The 18,904-nt window shown below is 74.9% G+C and carries 15 protein-coding genes; 10 read left to right on the forward strand and 5 right to left on the reverse strand.

Going from position 1 to position 18,904, the window contains the following annotated elements:
* Both HS99_RS32755 and HS99_RS32760 read right to left on the reverse strand, forming a co-directional pair.
* A partial coding sequence (locus tag HS99_RS32755) for a DUF5691 domain-containing protein (protein WP_063737976.1) occupies positions 1-1,189 on the reverse strand: 1,189 nt, incomplete at its 3' end.
* 11 nt (positions 1,190-1,200) lie between these two features.
* Positions 1,201-2,499: an SWIM zinc finger family protein gene (locus tag HS99_RS32760; RefSeq protein WP_030280901.1), complete on the reverse strand. Its 1,299-nt coding sequence runs from the start codon at positions 2,497-2,499 to the stop codon at positions 1,201-1,203.
* Positions 2,500-2,678: 179 nt separating this feature from the next.
* On the opposite strand from HS99_RS32760, the gene HS99_RS32765 reads away from it, so the two are divergent.
* The 5 genes from HS99_RS32765 (at position 2,679) to sucD (ending at position 9,607) form a co-directional block, all read left to right on the forward strand.
* Complete coding sequence (locus HS99_RS32765; protein WP_033349975.1) at positions 2,679-3,761, forward strand: ATP-binding protein; 1,083 nt, start codon at positions 2,679-2,681, stop codon at positions 3,759-3,761.
* 73 nt (positions 3,762-3,834) lie between these two features.
* The gene (locus HS99_RS32770) at positions 3,835-6,030 is read left to right on the forward strand and encodes a DUF5682 family protein (protein WP_063737975.1); all 2,196 of its coding nucleotides are present in this window, start codon (positions 3,835-3,837) and stop codon (positions 6,028-6,030) included.
* Positions 6,031-6,053: 23 nt separating this feature from the next.
* A complete protein-coding gene (locus HS99_RS32775; RefSeq protein ID WP_046386291.1) occupies positions 6,054-7,250 on the forward strand; it encodes a VWA domain-containing protein in 1,197 nt (398 codons plus the stop codon).
* A gap of 281 nt (positions 7,251-7,531) precedes the next feature.
* Positions 7,532-8,704, forward strand: coding sequence for an ADP-forming succinate--CoA ligase subunit beta (gene sucC / locus HS99_RS32780; RefSeq protein ID WP_030280910.1), 1,173 nt, complete (start codon positions 7,532-7,534; stop codon positions 8,702-8,704).
* Positions 8,705-8,722: 18 nt separating this feature from the next.
* A complete protein-coding gene (sucD, locus tag HS99_RS32785) occupies positions 8,723-9,607 on the forward strand; it encodes a succinate--CoA ligase subunit alpha (protein WP_030280912.1) in 885 nt (294 codons plus the stop codon).
* A gap of 58 nt (positions 9,608-9,665) precedes the next feature.
* Here the strand turns inward: sucD and HS99_RS47980 are convergent, their stop codons facing one another.
* Positions 9,666-11,402, reverse strand: coding sequence for a LuxR C-terminal-related transcriptional regulator (locus HS99_RS47980; RefSeq protein WP_030553137.1), 1,737 nt, complete (start codon positions 11,400-11,402; stop codon positions 9,666-9,668).
* A 129-nt stretch (positions 11,403-11,531) separates the two neighbouring features.
* Here HS99_RS47980 and HS99_RS32795 point away from each other — a divergent pair, with 129 nt between their 5' ends.
* The gene (locus tag HS99_RS32795) at positions 11,532-13,073 is read left to right on the forward strand and encodes a cell division protein PerM (RefSeq protein ID WP_051835528.1); all 1,542 of its coding nucleotides are present in this window, start codon (positions 11,532-11,534) and stop codon (positions 13,071-13,073) included.
* An 82-nt stretch (positions 13,074-13,155) separates the two neighbouring features.
* Here HS99_RS32795 and HS99_RS32800 read toward each other — a convergent pair whose 3' ends face one another.
* Positions 13,156-13,797 carry a hypothetical protein gene (locus tag HS99_RS32800; RefSeq protein ID WP_051746696.1) on the reverse strand — a complete coding sequence of 214 codons (642 nt, stop codon included), beginning with the start codon at positions 13,795-13,797 and terminating at the stop codon, positions 13,156-13,158.
* Positions 13,798-14,208: 411 nt separating this feature from the next.
* Here HS99_RS32800 and purN point away from each other — a divergent pair, with 411 nt between their 5' ends.
* Together purN and purH are read left to right on the forward strand one after the other, a co-directional pair.
* Positions 14,209-14,868 (forward strand): phosphoribosylglycinamide formyltransferase, encoded by a 660-nt coding sequence (purN, locus tag HS99_RS32805; RefSeq protein WP_030280920.1) that lies wholly within the window; start codon positions 14,209-14,211, stop codon positions 14,866-14,868.
* On the forward strand, positions 14,865-16,442 hold the full coding sequence (gene purH, locus HS99_RS32810) for a bifunctional phosphoribosylaminoimidazolecarboxamide formyltransferase/IMP cyclohydrolase (RefSeq protein ID WP_030280922.1): 1,578 nt from the start codon (positions 14,865-14,867) through the stop codon (positions 16,440-16,442). The genes purN and purH overlap by 4 nt, the downstream gene beginning before the upstream one ends.
* A gap of 69 nt (positions 16,443-16,511) precedes the next feature.
* Here the strand turns inward: purH and HS99_RS32815 are convergent, their stop codons facing one another.
* On the reverse strand, positions 16,512-17,117 hold the full coding sequence (locus HS99_RS32815; protein ID WP_030280924.1) for a hypothetical protein: 606 nt from the start codon (positions 17,115-17,117) through the stop codon (positions 16,512-16,514).
* A 487-nt stretch (positions 17,118-17,604) separates the two neighbouring features.
* Here HS99_RS32815 and HS99_RS32820 point away from each other — a divergent pair, with 487 nt between their 5' ends.
* Positions 17,605-18,459 (forward strand): bifunctional methylenetetrahydrofolate dehydrogenase/methenyltetrahydrofolate cyclohydrolase, encoded by an 855-nt coding sequence (locus tag HS99_RS32820; RefSeq protein WP_030280926.1) that lies wholly within the window; start codon positions 17,605-17,607, stop codon positions 18,457-18,459.
* Between the two features lie 19 nt (positions 18,460-18,478).
* Positions 18,479-18,904 (forward strand): DUF3017 domain-containing protein, encoded by a 426-nt coding sequence (locus HS99_RS32825; protein ID WP_046386795.1) that lies wholly within the window; start codon positions 18,479-18,481, stop codon positions 18,902-18,904.

Raw genomic sequence — 18,904 nt, forward strand, 5'->3', positions numbered from 1 at the left:
CCGGGCCGAGCAGCGCCCGGGCCCAGTCGGCGTCGTGCTGGCGGACGGCGGCGCGCGCCCAGGCCTCGCGCAGGTCGTCGGCCCAGCTGCTGCTGGTCTCGTCCACGCTGTCGCCGACCCGCAGGGCGAGCAGCTGCTCGGGCGTCAGCCCGGTGCTCTCCGCCCAGACCGCCAGCGGCGCGGCGGCCACCACCTCGCCGAACCACCAGGCCCGCTCGCCGCGCCCGGTGGGGGACTTGGGGGCGATGCCGTCGCGCTGCATCCGCTCGTCGCACTCGACGGGCGGGGACACCAGCAGGTGGGTGCCGCCGTCGGCGAGGCGGACGGCGGCCCGGGCCCGTTCGGCCATCCGCCGGGCGAGCGCCGAGGTGGGCAGGGTGGAGAGCAGTTCGGCGGCGGTGGCGCGGACGTTCTTGCTGCGGTCGCCCAGCGCGGCCTCCAGGAAGGGTTCGTCGGCGGGGGAGAGGCCGTCCTGGAGGGCGTCCAGGAAGAGCAGCCGGTCCTCGGCGCGCTCGGTGGGCCAGGTGCTGCGCAGCAGCTCCAGCCCGGCGGCCGGGTCCCGGCGGCGCAGCAGGGTGAGGTGGGTGACCCGCTCGGCGAACAGGCCCTCGTGCCACAGCCGGTGGTCGGACGGGTCGTCCGGCCGGCGGTCCGGTTCGGGGGCGGCGGTGCGCAGCACGAACCGCCAGTCCGGGTTCTGCGAGGCCAGCCAGTGGCCCAGCGGCCCGGCCAGCGCGACCGCGTCGCCGCGCAGTTCGCTGCGCGCGCGGGCGGCGTCGAGCAGCGCGGGTATCAGCGCGGCGGGTGGCCGCAGGCCCTCGAACCGGGCGGTGGTGAGCCACTGCGGCAGCAGCTCGGCCAGGTTGGCCAGGGTGCCGCCGCCACTGCCGCCGTTTGCGCCGGTGCGTCCGGCGAGCAGGACGGCCAGTCGGCGGGCGGCGGCCTCCGGCATCTCCGGGCGGGGGTCCTCCGGGGCGGGTGGCCCGGGCGGGCCGGCGGCCGGTACGGGCAGGGCGCCGGCCCGGCGGCGGACGGTGGCCAGCGCGGCCAGTTCCAGCAGCGCGGTGGCCGGGTCGGAGGGATCCACGGCTTCGGCGAGCGGCAGTGCGGTGGCCGGGAGCGGGCGCCGGTCGGTGCCGAGCAGGGCGCTGGTCCGCAGGGACTCCCACGGGTCCTGGGTGATCGTCATCGTCGGTTCTCCTAGGAAGAGCTGAGGCCGACCGGGCGGTGCTCGGCGGACCAGGCGGTGACCGGGGCGAAGCCCTGGTGGCCGTACTCGCCGAAGACCGTCAGCGGGCGGCCGGTGGAGACCGCGACCAGCCGCCACAGCGCCGCCTCCGGTACGGCCGAGGTGCGTACGGGGACGGTGTGGTGGCCGTCCGTCAGGTGCCAGCCGTCCGGGGCGCGGACCGGGACGACCCCGGCGAGCACCGTCGGCCAGCTGTCCAGCCACGGGTCGTCGGCCACCGCGGTGCCGTACCCGGCGACCGCCTCGGCGACGGTGAGGCCGGCGGGCGGGGCGGCCGGGCCGGGCTCGGGGGCGCCGTAGCGGGTGCCGAGCGCGGCGCGCAGCGGGCGGGCGCCGGGGTGGTAGGCGAGTTCGGCCTCCAGCAGGTGGCCGGTGGGCAGGGCGAGGTCGGGGGCCTGGCCGGGGCGGCCGAAGGCGAGCAGCAGGGCGGGGCGGCCGGTCTTGGCGCCGCGCAGCCAGACCCGGCGGGTGGTGAGCCGCTCGTCGGCAGTGTCGCGGCTGCCGAGCACCAGCCAGCGGTCCCGGACGGTGGGCCCGGTGAGCACCTCGGCGGCGTCGAGGGTGTAGCCGACCCGGGCGCGGACGGTGGCGGCCAGTTCGGGCGGCAGCTCGTCGATCCGGGTGGCGGCGGTGGCCAGCAGGTGGAGCATCGCGTACTCCGCCAGCAGCCGCTCCTCCGGCAGGGTGTCCAACTCCCTTACTCTGGTGGCCAGTCCGGGGGCCTGGGCGTCGACCATCCGGGCCGCGACCTCCTCCCAGGGGCCGGCCGTGGACTGATCGGCGAGGCCGTGCCGGATCCGGTCGGCCAGTCGCAGCCGCAGCTCGGCCGCTCCGGCCGCGACCCGGGCGCCGCGCCGTTCGGCCCGGCGGCGGGCGGCCTCCGGATCGGCCGGGGGCGCCGCGCGCTTCTCGGCGCGCTCGCGGCGGGCCCGGAGCCACTCGGCCGCCCAGTCGGCGGCCTCGCCGGTCGGCACGGCCTCGGGGGCGCCGCTCCACAGCAGGAGGAGCCCGAGCGCGTGCTTGCACGGGAACTTCCGGCTGGGGCAGCTGCACTGGTAGGCGGGCGTGGCGAGTTCGATCACGGTGCGGTACGGGGTGCGGCCGCTGCCCCGGCACTCGCCCCAGAGTGCGGCGCCGTCGGTGCCCGTCCCGGACCAGGGCGCGGGCGAGGACAGCTTGCCGGCGGCCTTCCGCGACGCGGCGTCAGGCGCCAGGGACAGGACGTGTTCGGTGCTCCAGCGTTCCTCCATGCGACCGACGGTAGGCGGGGGCACTGACAGCGGCTGACTGACCGTCCGGACCGGGCCGGGCGTTGTCAGTGGCACGTTGCAAGGTGGTTCCCACAGGCCGGGACGCCGACCTGGCTCCCCCCGATCCCTTTGCCGCCCGGGCATCCGTGTGCCCGGAGGCCGACCCGAAGGAGCCCCCGATGACCGACGTTCTGCGGCAGCACGCCGAGGACGCCTTCGCCGGTGAACTGGCCGCGCTGGCCGCCCAGGACGACCGTCCCCGCCCCGAGCGCTGGAAGCTCTCGCCGTGGGCCGTGGCGACGTACCTGCTCGGCGGTGAGCTGCCCGACGGCACCCGGATCACCCCCAAGTACATCGGCCCGCGCCGGGTGGTCGAGGTCGCCGTCACCACCCTGGCGACGGACCGGGCGCTGCTGCTGCTCGGTGTGCCCGGCACGGCGAAGACCTGGGTGTCGGAGCACCTGGCGGCCGCGATCAGCGGTGACTCCACGCTGCTGGTGCAGGGCACCGCGGGGACGCCGGAGGAGGCCGTCCGGTACGGCTGGAACTACGCGCAGCTGCTCACCCACGGCCCCAGCCGGGACGCCCTGGTGCCCTCGCCGCTGATGCGGGCGATGGCGGACGGCAAGCTCGCCCGGATCGAGGAGCTCACCCGCATCCCGGCCGACGTGCAGGACAGTCTGATCACCATCCTGTCCGAGAAGACTCTGCCGGTGCCGGAGTTGGGCAGCGAGACCCAGGCCGTGCGCGGCTTCAACGTGATCGCCACCGCCAACGACCGCGACCGCGGCGTCAACGAGCTGTCCAGCGCGCTGCGCCGCCGCTTCAACACCGTGGTGCTGCCGCTGCCGGGCTCGCTGGACGAGGAGGTCGACATCGTCACCCGCCGGGTCAACCAGCTCGGCCGCTCCCTCGACCTGCCCGAACTGCCGGGCGGCGCCGAGGAGATCAGGCGCGTGGTGACCGTCTTCCGCGAGCTGCGGGCCGGCCTCACCGTGGACGGCCGGACGAAGGTCAAGACCCCGAGCGGCACCCTCTCCACCGCCGAGGCGATCTCGGTGGTGACCAACGGCCTGGCTCTGGCCACCCACTTCGGCGACGGCGTGCTGCGCGCCGGGGACGTGACGGCCGGCATCCTCGGCGCGGTCGTCCGCGACCCGGTCGCGGACCGGGCGGTGTGGCGCGAGTACGTCGAAGGGGTGGTGCGCGAGCGCGACGGCTGGAAGGACTTCTACCGCGCCGCCCGCGAGGTGACGGCGTGATTGAGCGGAGCGAGCGGACCATCGAGAGGTGCGTGTTGCGGCAGGCGCCTGCCGGGCGAAGCGGGGTGGGGGCATGACGAACGGGGAGGTCGCTCTGCTGGGCATCCGGCACCACGGCCCCGGCTCGGCCCGGGCGGTGGCCGCCGCGCTGGCGCAGTGGCGGCCGGACGCGGTGCTGATCGAGGGCCCGGCGGAGGCCGACGCCGTCGTCCACCTCGCCGCCGAGAAGGACCTGGTGCCCCCGGTCGCCCTGCTCGCCCACGCGGTGGACGACCCGGCGAAGGCCGCGTTCTGGCCGTACGCCGAGTTCTCCCCGGAGTGGGTGGCGATCCGCCACGCCGTGGACCACGACCTGCCGGTCCGCTTCATCGACCTGCCCGCCGGGTACGGCTTCGCGCCGTTCACGGACGCCGACGCCGACGACGCCGACGATCACGCCGCCGACGGGGCCGGGCCCGACGAACTGCCCACCGATCCGCTGGCGCTGCTCGCCGAGGCCGCCGGTCACGACGACCCGGAGCGCTGGTGGGAGGACGTGGTCGAGCACCGCGCCCCCGGCGCGGACGCGCTGGCGCCGTTCGCCGCCGTCGCCGAGGCGATGGGCGCGCTGCGCGCCGAGGGTCTCGGCGAGTCCCGCCGGGACCAGCTGCGCGAGGCCCACATGCGCCAGCAGATCCGCGCCGCCTGCCGCGCCGGGCACCGCCGGATCGCCGTGGTCTGCGGGGCCTTCCACGTCCCCGCGCTGGAGACGATGCCCACCGTCGCCCACGACCGGGCGCTGCTCGCCGGCCTGCCGAAGAAGGTACGGGTGGACATCACCTGGATCCCGTGGACGCACCGCCGGCTCTCCCAGGCCACCGGCTACGGCGCGGGCGTCCAGTCGCCCGGCTGGTACCACCACCTGTTCACGGCCGTTGGTGATCCGGTGCCGCGCTGGCTCACCCGGGCCGCCGAGCTGCTGCGCGCCGAGGACCATCCGGTCTCCTCCGCCCACGTGATCGAGGCGGTCCGGCTCGCCGAAACCCTGGCCGTGCTGCGCGGCCGCCCGCTCGCCGGGCTGACCGAGACCCTGGACGCCGTCCGGGCGGTGCTCTGCGAGGGCTCGGACGTCGCCCTGGAACTCGTCCGGGAGCGCCTGGTGGTCGGCGACGCGCTCGGCGAAGTGCCGGACGCCGCACCGGCGGTACCGCTCCAGCGCGACCTGGCCCGACTTCAGCGCTCGCTGCGGCTCAAGCCCGCGGCCGCGCCCCGGGACCTCGACCTCGACCTGCGCAAGGACACCGACGCGGCCCGCTCCCGGCTGCTGCACCGGCTGCGGCTGCTGGGCGTCGAGTGGGGCGTGCCGGCCCGCTCCTCGGTGAACTCCACCGGGACGTTCCGGGAGAGCTGGCGGCTGTGCTGGCAGCCCGAGTTCGCGGTGCGGATCGCCGAGGCCGCCCAGTGGGGCACCACCGTCGAGGAGGCCGCCGTCAACAAGGCGGTCGGCACCGCCCGGGCCGCCGTCGAACTCGCCGAGCTGACCGGCCTGGTGGAGACCTGCCTGCTGGCCGGGGCCGCGGCGGGCCTGGCCGAGCGGGTCTGCGTCGGACTGCCGCCCGCCTGCGTCGGGTTGGACGCCGAGAGCGCGGCGGCGATGCGCGCCCGGATCGACGAGGTGCACGGCGCGATCGCCCTGCTCGACCCGGCCGCCTCCGGCACCGGCACCGGCACCGATACCGGCACCGACACGGGCGGCCTGGCCGAGCGCTGGGCCGCCGCCCTGCGCTCGCTGGCCCGCCGCGAGCCCACCGCCGGACCGGCCACCGGCGCCCCCGGGCTGCTGCGCGGCCGCGCCGTCCGGCTGCTGCTGGACGACGGCCGGCTCGACTCCGAGGAGGCCGGCCGACGGCTGCGCCTGGTGCTGTCCGTCGCCAACTCCCCGGCCGACGCGGCCGGTTGGGTGGAGGGCTTCCTCACCGGCGGCGGTGCCCTGCTGCTGCACGACCCCAGGTTGCTCGCCCTGCTGGACGAGTGGCTCGGCGGGGTCAGCGGCGAGGTGTTCACCGACGTGCTGCCGCTGCTGCGGCGCACCTTCGCCGGGCTGGAGGCGGGCGTGCGCACCACCATCGGCGGCCGGGTCGCGGCCGGTCCGCTCGGCGCGGCCCCGGCGGCCCCCGAGGCGGTCGGCGAACTCGACCCGGACCGCGCCGACGCGGCCGTCCCGGTGCTGGCCGTGCTGCTCGGCGTCGGCCCGAAGATCCCCCGCCAGCGCGCCGGCCGCAACACCTGACCCCAGTCGAAGGAGAGGACGAGATGGCGACCACGACCGATGAACGACTGCGCCGCTGGCGACTGGTGCTCGGCGGCGAGGCCGACGGCACCGGCTGCACCCTGCGCGGCCGCGACGCCGCGATGGACGGAGCCCTCGCCGCGCTCTACCGGGGCGCCCCCGACGACGCCGCCCGTACGGGCCGCGGCCGCCGCAGCGCCGGGCTGGGCGGCTCGGCCCCGCAGGTGGCCCGCTGGCTGGGCGACATCCGGGAGTACTTCCCGTCCACCGTCGTCCAGCTGATGCAGCAGGACGCGATCACCCGGCTCGGCCTGGACCGGCTGCTGCTGGAGCCGGAGATGCTGGAGGCCGTCGAGCCGGACGTGCACCTGGTCGGCACCCTGCTGTCGCTCAAGCACGCGCTGCCCGAGACCACCCGGGAGACCGCCCGGGCCGTGGTCGGCAAGGTGGTCGCCGACCTGGAGCGCAGGCTCGCCGACCGGACCAGGGCCACCCTGGGCGGCGCCCTCGACCGCAGCGCCCGGGTGAACCGGCCGCGCCACCGGGACATCGACTGGGACCGGACGATCCGGGCCAACCTGAAGAACTACCTGCCCGAGCACGGCACCGTGGTGCCCGAGCGGCTGGTCGGCTACGCCCGGGCGCAGCGCGCGGTGAAGAAGGACGTCATCCTCTGCGTCGACCAGTCCGGCTCGATGGCGCCCTCGGTCGTCCACTCCGCGGTGTTCGGCGCGGTGCTCTCCTCGATGCGCACCCTGGACACCCGGCTGGTCGTCTTCGACACCTCGGTGGTCGACCTCACCGAGCAGCTGACCGATCCGGTGGACGTGCTGTTCGCCACCCAGCTCGGCGGCGGCACCGACATCAACCGGGCGCTCGCCTACTGCCAGTCGAGGATCACCCGGCCGTCCGAGACGATCGTGGTGCTGATCAGTGACCTGTACGAGGGCGGCATCCGGGACGGCATGCTGCGGCGGGTCGCCGCGATGAAGGCGGCCGACGTCCAGTTCATCGCCCTGCTCGCGCTCTCCGACGAGGGTGCGCCGGCCTACGACCACGCCCACGCCGCCGCGCTGGCCGCGCTCGGCGCCCCGGCCTTCGCCTGCACCCCGGACGTCTTCCCGGAGATCATGGCGGCTGCGATCGAGAAGCGTCCGATCCCGCAGCACCTGGTCAAGGGCGCTGACCGGGGGGAGGCGCAGCTTCACTCGAACGTGTGAATCACTCGATCGGTGGACCGCGGCCCCGTCCGGCACCTTCGGGCTGATCTGTGACGGTTCTCACCCAAGCCGGGCAGGCCCCGGGCGGAACACGCCCGTCCCACGGGGATAACCTGCCAGACGGACGTGACGCGCGTGTTGATTGACGTGTGCGCCCGTGGCTGTGTGGGCCGCAAGGCCGTACCTCTGCGTACCCGCACCGCCCCGACGACCCGCAGCGAAGATCCTGCCGTGGCACGCTCGTAGAGACACAATCCGCGACCACGAACAAGGACAAACACGTGGACCTGTTCGAGTACCAGGCGAGGGACCTCTTCGCCAAGCACGGTGTGCCCGTGCTTGACGGCGATGTCATCGAGACCGCCGCAGACGCTGCCGCCATCGCGGAGCGCTTCGGCGGCCGCGCCGTCGTCAAGGCTCAGGTGAAGGTGGGTGGCCGGGGCAAGGCCGGCGGCGTCAAGCTCGCCGCCGACCCCCAGGACGCCGTCGCCAAGGCCGAGCAGATCCTCGGCATGGACATCAAGGGCCACACCGTTCACAAGGTGATGCTGGCCCAGACCGCGGACATCAAGGACGAGTACTACGTCTCGTTCCTGCTGGACCGCACCAACCGCACCTTCCTGGCCATGGCCAGCGTCGAGGGCGGCGTGGAGATCGAGGTCGTCGCCGAGCAGAACCCCGAGGCGCTCGCCAAGATCCCGGTCGACGCCAACGAGGGCTGCACCCCGGAGAAGGCCGCCGAGATCGTCGCGGCGGCGAAGTTCCCGGCCGAGGTCGCCGACCAGGTCGCCGAGGTCCTGCAGAAGCTGTGGAAGGTCTTCATCGCCGAGGACGCCCTCCTCGTCGAGGTCAACCCGCTGATCAAGTCCGGTGACGGCAAGATCATCGCGCTCGACGGCAAGGTCTCCCTGGACGAGAACGCCGACTTCCGCCAGCCCGAGCACGAGGCGCTGGAGGACAAGGCCGCGGCCAACCCGCTGGAGGCCGCCGCCAAGGCCAAGGGCCTGAACTACGTCAAGCTCGACGGCCAGGTCGGCATCATCGGCAACGGCGCGGGCCTCGTCATGAGCACCCTCGACGTGGTCGCCTACGCCGGTGAGAAGCACGGCGGCGTCAAGCCCGCCAACTTCCTCGACATCGGTGGCGGCGCGTCCGCCGAGGTCATGGCGAACGGCCTGGAGATCATCCTCGGCGACCCCGACGTCAAGTCGGTCTTCGTCAACGTCTTCGGTGGCATCACCGCCTGTGACGCGGTCGCCAACGGCATCGTCCAGGCCCTGGAGCTCCTCGCCGGCAAGGGCGAGAACGTCACCAAGCCGCTGGTCGTCCGCCTGGACGGCAACAACGCGGAGCTGGGTCGCAAGATCCTCGACGACGCCAACCACCCGCTGGTCCAGCGCGTGGACACCATGGACGGTGCGGCCGACCGCGCCGCCGAGCTGGCCAACAAGTAAGGAAGGGGACTTAACACCATGGCTATCTTCCTTACCAAGGACAGCAAGGTCATCGTCCAGGGCATGACCGGCGCCGAGGGCATGAAGCACACCCGCCGCATGCTCGCCTCCGGCACCCAGATCGTCGGCGGCGTCAACCCGCGCAAGGCCGGCACCACCGTCGACGTCGACGGCACCGAGATCCCGGTCTTCGGCTCCGTCGCCGAGGCCATGGAGAAGACCGGCGCCGACGTCTCGGTCCTCTTCGTGCCGCCGGCCTTCACCAAGGCCGCCGTCGTCGAGGCCATCGACGCCGAGATCCCGCTGGCCGTCGTCATCACCGAGGGCGTCCCGGTGCACGACACCGCCGCCTTCTGGGCGTACGCCGGTTCCAAGGGCAACAAGACCCGGATCATCGGCCCGAACTGCCCCGGCCTGATCAGCCCCGGACAGTCGAACGCCGGCATCATCCCGGCCGACATCACCACCTCCGGCAAGATCGGTCTGGTGTCGAAGTCCGGCACCCTGACCTACCAGCTCATGTACGAGCTGCGCGACATCGGCTTCTCCTCGGCCGTGGGCATCGGCGGTGACCCGGTCATCGGGACCACCCACATCGACGCCCTCAAGGCCTTCCAGGAGGACCCGGAGACCGAGATCATCGTCATGATCGGTGAGATCGGCGGCGACGCCGAGGAGCGTGCCGCGGCCTACATCGCCGAGCACGTCACCAAGCCGGTCGTCGGCTACGTCGCGGGCTTCACCGCCCCCGAGGGCAAGACCATGGGCCACGCCGGCGCCATCGTCTCCGGCTCCTCGGGCACCGCCCAGGCGAAGAAGGAGGCCCTCGAGGCCGCCGGTGTCAAGGTCGGCAAGACGCCGTCCGAGACCGCCCGCCTGGCTCGCGAGATCATCGCCGGCTGACCCTGGTCACCCGCGCTGTGAGCGCCCCCGCCCCTCGTGGGCGGGGGCGCTCGCCGTTTCAGCGCCGGGGCCCCGCGACGCACGGCAGCGGGGACCACGCCGGACAGGCCGCCGGGTTCCGCTGCGGGGGCGGGGCCGCACCCCGGGCCGCCACCGGCAGCTCCCAGCGTGCGATCGCCTGCGGCGGCGGGGCCGCCACCACTGCCGCCAGCCCCGGCGTCGGACTGCACCACAGGCTGGTGACGCCGTTCGGCGCCCCGCCCGGCCGCAGCGGCACGCCGGGTCTCGGCACCTCCGCGGTCGGGGCCGGCACGCACAGCACGGGCACCGGCTGCTCCGGCCGCTGGAACAGCTCCGCCGGGCGCATCCCGGCGAGCGTCGCCAGCACCGCCCCGCCCACCGCGGCCGTCAGCAGCACCGCCGCGCCCGTCCGGCTCGCCGTCCACAGCCGGTGCCGGGCCCGCAGCACCGGCACCGGCGCCCGGTGCGGCTCCGGGCAGCCCCGCACCGCCGCCCGGTGCAGCAGCCCGCTCAGGCCGTCCGCGAAGCCCGGCGCCCCGGGATCCGGCCCCACCAGTTCGGGCACCCACTGTGCCAGCGCCGCCCGGGCCGCCCACACCCGCCCTTCGGCCGCCGCCAGGGTCGACTCCACCTCCAGCGCGACCGCCGCCGCCGGCAGGCCCAACCCGTCGTGCAGCACCAGCGCCCGGCGCTGCGGGCGCGACAGCCGCCGCAGCGCCCTCAGCAGGGCCTCGTCCCCGTCGGTCAGCCGGTCGTGGTCCGGCAGCACCGACTGCGCCTCGTCCGCCGGCCGCACCCGGATCCGCCGGTGCGGCAGCGTCCACGCGTGCACCCGCCGCGGCCCGCCCCGGCGCCACGGCGACAGCGCCAGCTCGCAGGCCCGCACCCGCACCCAGCCCTCCGGGTCCCCCGACCCGACCACCGCGCCCCAGTCCCGCCGCGCCGCCCCGAAGGCCAGCCGCACGCAGTGCACCGCCCGGTGCCGGCACGTCGTCAGCAGGTACACCTGCTGCACCAGCCGGGTGTGCGCGTCCTCGTACAGCCCCTCGAAGTCCTCCGACAGGTCCCGCCCGTTCCCCGCCTCGGTGAGTGCCTGACTGATCCGCTCCCGGGAGTCGGCGGCCTCCGGGGCGGCGGGTACGGCCGACTTCGGCATGGTCCTGGCCGCCTTCCCGGCTGCGGTGGGTGCGCCGCCCTGTCCGCTCCTGCTCGGGGCCGGGGCGGTGGGCCCGTCGGCGGGGACCGTGGGCACGTCCGGTCGCGGGGCGCGCTGCTGCTTCCGGTGCGATGGCCTGCCGTCGGGCAGCTGCCGCTCGCCGTCCGGGGGTACGGCGGCCGGGCCCGGCTCGGGGGTGCCGCCGGCCCGGCGCGGAGGGTGCGGGTCCCCGGTCGGGCGGCCGGCAGTGGGGGAGGGGGCGCCGTCGGTGCCGGACTCTGCCGAGGCCGGGGTCGGGTTGGTCTGGGTCATGCCGCTGCGTTCTCCCGGGGCTGTGGGGGCCACTCGCGTGCGGTCGGGGTCGGTGGGGCCGGCCGGGGAGCGCCTGCCCGGGCTGACGGGGGGTGCGGTCCTGAGGAGGGCGATGGCGGCGGCTTCGGTGGGACAGCCGAGTTTGTGCAGGGCCCGTTGGAGATAACTGCGCGCGGTCGCGGGGGTGACGCCGAGTGCGGCGGCCGTGTGGTCGAGGCCGTGCCCGGCGGCGAGGTGGGAGAGGGCCTCCGCCTCACGGGGAGTCAGTTTCCGCAGCTCGGGGACGCGGGTGGGGGGCGTGGTCATCAGACGCTCCGGGCCCGGGCGGCGGCTTGGGGGCAGGGTCTGAAAAGGCGCATAAGACAATAATCTGGGACACGGCGGCGGTTTGCCGGTTCACGGAGCATGGCGAGTCGCCTTGGCACCATGAGGCGCATGACGCAGCTGATGGGCCGTCCACTCCTGGAAGTGCCGGGCGAACTGGGTGGACGCCCCGTGCTGGCCGACCTGTTGGCGGGGGTGCGGACCGCGCTGGTCGGTCTGGCACTGGTCGGGGTGCCGGTGCTCGGGCTCTGGATCGCGACGCCGTACGCGGACTCGGACGCGGCCGGTGCCACCCGGTTGGCGGGTGCGCTGTGGCTGCTCGGGCACGGCGCGCCGGTGCTGCGCGGCGGTGCGGACGCCCCGTTGACCCTCACTCCGCTGCTGCTCGGCGCCCTGATGGTGGTGCGGCTGTACCGGGCGGGCGCCGGGGCGGCGTCGCGGCGGGGGCTGCGTTCCCGCTGGGGCGGGCCGGTGGCGGTGTGGACGGGGTACTGCGCGGTGGCGGTGGGAGTGGTGCTGCACTGCGCGGGACCCGGGCCGTTCCGCAGCCGGGTGCTGCCGGACCTGCTGGTCGTGGGCCTGCTCGCCGGGTTGTCGACGGCCGCCGGCTTCCGGTCCGTCCGGCCGGAGACGGCCTTCGCCCGGTTCCTCCGGTCGGTGGCCGTCGGGACAGGGTCGTGGTTCGACCGGCTCCCCCCGGGCTGGCGGCCGGTCGGCGGGATGCCCGCGGTGTGCCGGGCGGCCGCTGCGGCCGGGGCGGGGCTGGTCGCGGCGGGCGGACTGCTGGTGGCGGGGGCGGCGGTGCTGGACGCGGTGACCGGCGGCGGGCGGGGGATGGCACTGCTCGGGCGCGGGCCCGCGGCGCTGTCCGGGCTGCTGCTGCTCACCGTGCTGCTGCTGCCGAACGCAGTGCTGTGGGGCGCGGCGTACGCGCTGGGCCCGGGCTTCGAGGTCGGTGCCGGGACGCTGGTGTCGCCGGGCGGTACGGAACTCGGTGCGGTGCCGGAGTTCCCGCTCTTCGCCCTGCTGCCCCAGGAGGGCCCGGGCGGCTGGCGGCTGGCGGTGCTGCTGCTGCCGCTGCTGGCGGGGCTGGTGCCCGCGGTCCTGCTCGGCCGGGCGGCGGCGGGCCGCCGTTCCCCGGTCGGTGCCGGTCCGTGGACGCCCGCCGCGACGGCGGTCGCGGCCCTGGCGGCCGCGCTGCTGCTCGGCGCCGGGGCGGCGGCGCTGGGCTGGCTGTCCGGCGGGGCACTGGCGGCCGGGCGGATGGCCCGGTTGGGGCCGGTGCCGTGGTGGACGGGCCTGGCGGCGGCGGGCTGGCTCGCCGCGGTGGCCGTACCGGGCGCCCTGCTGGTCCGCCACCGCGCGCTCGGTCCGGCGGGGGTCGAGTGCGCGGACGGCGTCGAGTGCGCGGATGCCGCCGTGTGCGCGGACGGCGTCGAGTGCGCGGATGCCGTCGAGCAGGCGGAGACCGTCGAGGGCCCGGTCGATGCCCGGTCCCCAGCCGGGGGCACGGCCGGGCTCGTGAGACCGGCGCCCGGGCGGGGCGTGCACGCTCGGCTCACGGTCCCGGTGCGCCGGCGCGCGCTGGAGCTGCGCGCCCGTACCCACGCCCTCGTGCGGCGGCTGTCCGGGCAGCGCGGCCCTACCGGCTGAACCGGTGGCCCAGGGCCTGTCCGGCGGATCTCGCCGGGCGCCCGAGGCCGCGCGCCGATCCGACGGGATCCGCGGTCAGGCCCTACTCGGCGTTCCCGGTGAAGTCCACGTACCACTGCGGGGCGTACCGGTCGCAGTTCTCGGCGCCGACGTTGGTCAGCGAGTCCCGCACGCAGGTCACGTAGTCCCGGTAGTAGTAGCCGAGCCCGATCACCGAGGTCGCGACGACGACGGTCATCGCGCCGGTGAGGATCCCGGCGAGCGCGGCCGGGGTGAGCGGGTTCGGCGCCGGGATGCCGGCGGGCCCGCCCGCGGCCGCCGCCGCGGGCCGCTTGGCGCGCAGCGCGCCGATGCCCCAGACGATGCCGAGCACGCCGACCAGCAGCGCGATCCAGTGGAAGCCGGCGAACAGGCAGACCAGCGCGAAGGGCCCGGCCAGCGCGGCGTTGCGGGCCTTGCGGTGGCTCGGGTCGGTCGGGTCGAGCCGGGGCGGTTGCGGGGCCTGCGGCCGCTGGCCGGGGCGTCCTTCGCCGAGGCCCTGGCCCCACGGCGGCGGGAACGGCGGACGGTCGCCGCCCTGGCCGCCGCTCTCGCCGCCCTGACCGCCGTTGCCGTCGGGGCCGTGGCCGGACCAGGGGCTGCGCGGCCGCCACGGCTGGTCCGGGGCGTCCGCCGGCGGCGGCGCGAAGGGGTTGCGCTCGTCGGTCTCGTCGCCGCTGCTCATGGGTTCAGCCGTTCCTTCTCGGTCGGGGCTCGGTCGTGGCTCGGTCGGGGCTTCGGTGGTGGCTCGTTCGGAGGGTCGCGCGTCGGAGCGGTCTCCCGCGCCCCAATGATCCCGCAAGCGTTCGAGGGCCCGGCGGGGGCCTGCCCTCGCCCGTACGGGGCGTGCACAACTCCGGTACGGCGGGCCCGAGGAGATCCCCGTCTCAACTACGCGCGTAGCGCCGCCGACAGGGTGCGGGGGCCCTCCGACCAGCCGTTATCGTGGTGACGGTCAGCAGCTCAGATAGGTTCCCCAGGCCCCGCGTCGCGGCGGTTCTCCTGGTGTTCCCCTTCGCTCGACCTGCCGTTCGTAGTGGCCCCACCACCGGTGGACGTACCAGCGGGCGGCGCCCGACCTACGGAGAATCGCGCAGTGGCCGCCGCCCCCGCTCAGCTCTTCCCGCCCCGTACGCCCGGACCGGCCCGCCTGGTGGTGCTGGTCTCCGGCTCCGGCACCAATCTCCAGGCGCTGATCGACGCGGTCGCCGACCCGGCGTACGGCGCCGAGATCGTGGCCGTGGGCGCGGACCGGAACGGCATCGCCGGCCTCGACCGCGCCGAGAAGGCTGGCCTGCCGACCTTCGTCCACCGCGTCAGGGACTTCCCGGACCGGGCCGCCTGGGACGGCGCGCTGACCGCCTCCGTCGCCGCCCACCGGCCGGACCTGGTGGTCACGGCCGGCTTCATGAAGATCCTCGGCCCCGAGTTCATCGCGGCCTTCGCCGGGCGGATCGTCAACACCCACCCCGCACTGCTGCCCGCCTTCCCCGGCGCCCACGGCGTCACCGACGCGCTCGCGTACGGGGTGAAGGTCACCGGCTGCACCGTCCACCTGGTCGACGCCGGCGTGGACACCGGGCCGATCATCGCGCAGGGCGTCGTCGAGGTCGTCGACGCCGACCACGCCGATGGCGGCGAAGCGCTGCACGAGCGCATCAAGACTGTCGAGCGCAAGCTGCTCGTCGACGTCGTGGGCCGGCTGGCCCGCGAAGGTCACCGCATCGAGGACCGAAAGGTATGGATCCCGGCATGACTGCCAGCTCCACCACGCCCCCCGTTTCGGAGAACATCCGTCCGATCCGTCGCGCGCTGATCAGCGTGTACGACAAGACCGGTCTGGAGGAGCTGGCCCAGGGCCTGCACGCCGCCGGGGTCGCCATCGTCTCCACCGGCTCCACCGCCGGCCGGATCGCCGCCGCCGGCGTGCCGGTGACCGAGGTCTCCGAGCTGACCGGCTTCCCGGAGTGCCTGGACGGGCGCGTGAAGACTCTGCACCCCCGCGTGCACGCCGGCGTGCTCGCCGACCTGCGCCTGGAGTCGCACCGCGCGCAGCTGGCCGAGCTCGGTGTCGAGCCCTTCGACCTGGTCGTGGTGAACCTCTACCCGTTCAAGGCCACCGTCGCCTCGGGCGCCACCCCGGACGAGTGCGTCGAGCAGATCGACATCGGCGGCCCGAGCATGGTCCGCGCCGCCGCCAAGAACCACCCGTCGGTGGCCGTGGTCGTCGACCCGGCCCGCTACGAGGACGTGCTGACGGCCGTTCGCGAGGGCGGCTTCGACCTGGCCACCCGCAAGCGCCTGGCCGGTGCCGCGTTCGCCCACACCGCCGCCTACGACGTGGCCGTGGCCTCCTGGTTCGAGGCCGGCTACGCCCCCGGCGACGAGCGGTTCCCCGAGTTCCTCGGCGCCACCTGGGAGCGCCAGAACGTGCTGCGCTACGGCGAGAACCCGCACCAGGGCGCCGCGCTCTACACCGACGGCACGGGCGGCCTGGCCGGCGCCCAGCAGCTGCACGGCAAGGAGATGTCGTACAACAACTACGTCGACACCGACGCCGCCCGCCGCGCCGCGTACGACCACGCCGAGCCGGCCGTCGCGATCATCAAGCACGCCAACCCGTGCGGCATCGCGACCGGCGCCGACGTCGTCGAGGCGCACCGCAAGGCGCACGAGTGCGACCCGGTCTCCGCGTACGGCGGCGTGATCGCGGTCAACCGCCCGGTCACCGTCGAGCTGGCCGAGCAGATCGCCCCGATCTTCACCGAGGTCGTCGTGGCCCCCGCCTTCGAGGACGGCGCGGTCGAGGTGCTGGCCCGCAAGAAGAACATCCGGGTGCTGGTCGCCCCAGAGGCCCCGGCCAACCGCCAGGAGGTGCGCCCGATCTCCGGCGGCGTGCTGCTCCAGGACGCCGACCGGGTGCAGGCCGAGGGCGACGACCCGGCGAACTGGACGCTGGCGACCGGCGAGGCGCTCCCGGCGGCCGAGCTGGCCGAGCTGGCGTTCGCCTGGCGGGCCTGCCGGGCCGTCAAGTCCAACGCGATCCTGCTGGCCAAGGGCGGCGCCTCGGTGGGCGTCGGCATGGGCCAGGTCAACCGGGTCGACTCCTGCAAGCTCGCGGTCGAGCGGGCCGGCGAGCGGGCCAAGGGCGCGTACGCGGCCTCGGACGCCTTCTTCCCGTTCCCGGACGGCCCGGAGATCCTGATCGCCGCCGGCGTGCGGGCGATCGTCCAGCCGGGCGGTTCGATCCGTGACGAGCAGGTCATCGAGGCGGCCGAGAAGGCCGGCGTGACGATGTACTTCACCGGCGCGCGCCACTTCTTCCACTGAGTGGCACGAAGCGGCCCGGCCCCCTCCGAGGAGGGAGCCGGGCCGCTTCGCCGTGGTTCGTGCCGTCCGTCAGTACCGCGGCCGGTTGAACCAGTTGACGCCGTCCCGGACGCACATGGCGGTGATCCAGATGACGCAGATCGCGATCCAGATCAGCCCGATGATGATGTTCGCCGTGATCTTGGTGTTGATCCCGCCGATCAGGTCGAGCACGCCGAACAGCGCGGCGATCGAGCCGTAGACGATGGTGGTGATCCGGACACCGTTGCCGCCCTTGCCGAACTTCGCGCCCAGCGTGATGGACAGCGCGGCGGCCAGCGCCCACACGACGCCGATGACCAGCAGGATTCCCATCGCGGCGTGGCCGATCGAGGAGATGAAGTCGTCGCTGCTCGTCGAGGTCTTGTTGACGGCGTCGTTGGCGACCGCGGCCGCGATCAGGCAGAACCCCGCGAGGATCACCTGCACACCGCCGATGACGAACAGCAGCACCCGGGTGGTCATCACCAGGCCCGGCATGACCTGCGGCAGGGCCGGCGCGTAGCCGTAGGCCGGCGGCGGGGCCTGCTGCGGGTAGCCGTAGCCCGGGGCCGGCGGCGGGGCCTGCTGCGGGTAGCCGTAGCCGGGCGCGGGCGGCTGGCCGTACGGGTTGTTCGGGTCGGGCGGGTAACTCATGGATGCCTCCGGGCAGTTGCGGGGACGTGGGGACGGGACGGCGGAGGACCCGGTTGCGGCCGGCGAGTCGGGTCGCCGACGGAACGGGACGGTACCGGAGCGCGGTGACAGCCCGGCGGCGGTGGCGGGCGCGGCCGGCTCAGTGCTGTGACGAGCGGGTGATCGGACGCCTGGACGGGCACGGCGCGGTGAGGACGTCGCCGTGGCGGTCTGGCTGTGCGGACTGCTGTGGTCGGATCACTGGCTCTTTCCCCCGGGTACGCCCCGCCGCGGGATCCGTCGGCCCGTCACCGGGCCGGGTCGCGGCAGGGGATGCCCGCATATCGTCATCCGGACGGCAGCGCGCTGTCCAGCCGGTTGTGGGCGCCAGGTCGAGACTGTGGCGCAACCGCAACGTGGTGCGGACCTTCCGTACCCGTCCGGTCGCCCGACCGGCCAGGGGGCCGCCCCGGTACGGGACGCGGTCGCGATCCGGGAGAATGGGGTCATGACTGCCCAGATTCTCGATGGCAAGGCCACCGCCGCCGCGATCAAGTCCGAACTCGCCGCCCGCGTGGCGGCCCTCAAGGCGAAGGGCGTCACGCCCGGCCTCGGTACCGTCCTGGTCGGCGACGACCCGGGCAGCCGCTGGTACGTCAACGGGAAGCACAAGGACTGCGCCGAGGTCGGCATCGCCTCGATCCAGCGCGAGCTGCCCGCCACCGCCACCCAGGAGGACGTCGAGAACGTCGTCCGCGAGCTCAACGCCGACCCGTCCTGCACCGGCTACATCGTCCAGCTGCCGCTGCCCAAGGGCCTGGACCAGAACCCGGTCCTGGAGCTGATGGACCCGGACAAGGACGCCGACGGCCTCCACCCGACCTCGCTCGGCCGCCTGGCGCTGGGCATCGAGGGCCCGCTGCCGTGCACCCCGCTGGGCATCGTCGAGCTGCTGCGCCGGCACGACGTGGAGATCGACGGCGCCGAGGTGGTCGTGGTCGGCCGCGGCATCACCGTCGGCCGCTCGATCGGCCTGCTGCTGACCCGCCGCAGCGAGAACGCCACCGTCACCCTGTGCCACACCGGCACCCGGGACCTCGGCGCCCACCTGCGCAAGGCCGACATCATCGTGGCCGCCGCGGGCGTGCCGCACCTGGTCAAGCCGGAGGACGTCAAGGCGGGCGCCGCGGTGCTGGACGTCGGCGTCAGCCGCAGCGAGGGCAAGATCGTCGGCGACGTGCACCCGGGCGTGGCCGAGGTGGCCGGCTGGATCTCCCCGAACCCCGGCGGCGTGGGCCCGATGACCCGCGCGATGCTGCTGAACAACATCGTCGAGGCGGCCGAGCGCCGCGCCGGCGTCTGATCCCCGAGGGACGGCGAGCATGACTGAACCGCGACCGGCGCGGTCCCGGCAGAGGCCGGTCAGGACCACCGGCACCCTGCCGCCCGAGGGCGCTGCCCCGGCCCTCGGGCGCGACCACGCCCTGCCCGTCCGGCAGTGGCCGATAACGCTGGTCCTGTCGGTGGTCGGTGCCGGCCTCGCGGTCACCTGGTTCGCCGACTTCAAGGACGGCTTCAAGTACGGGCTGCTGATCCTCGGCATCGGAGTGCTGCTCGGTGCCGTGCTGCGGCTGGTGCTGCCCGAGGTCGGGATGCTGGCGGTGCGCAGCCGCTTCACCGACGTGATCGTGCTGGCCTTCCTGGGCGCCTCGATCGTGCTGCTGACCCTGGTGGCGCAGCCGAACCCGTGGCTGGAGATCCCGCTGCTGGACAACATCGGCCAGCTGATCGGCCGGCCCAAGCACTGA

This window comes from Kitasatospora aureofaciens, assembly GCF_001188955.3.
GTDB lineage: Bacteria > Actinomycetota > Actinomycetes > Streptomycetales > Streptomycetaceae > Kitasatospora > Kitasatospora aureofaciens.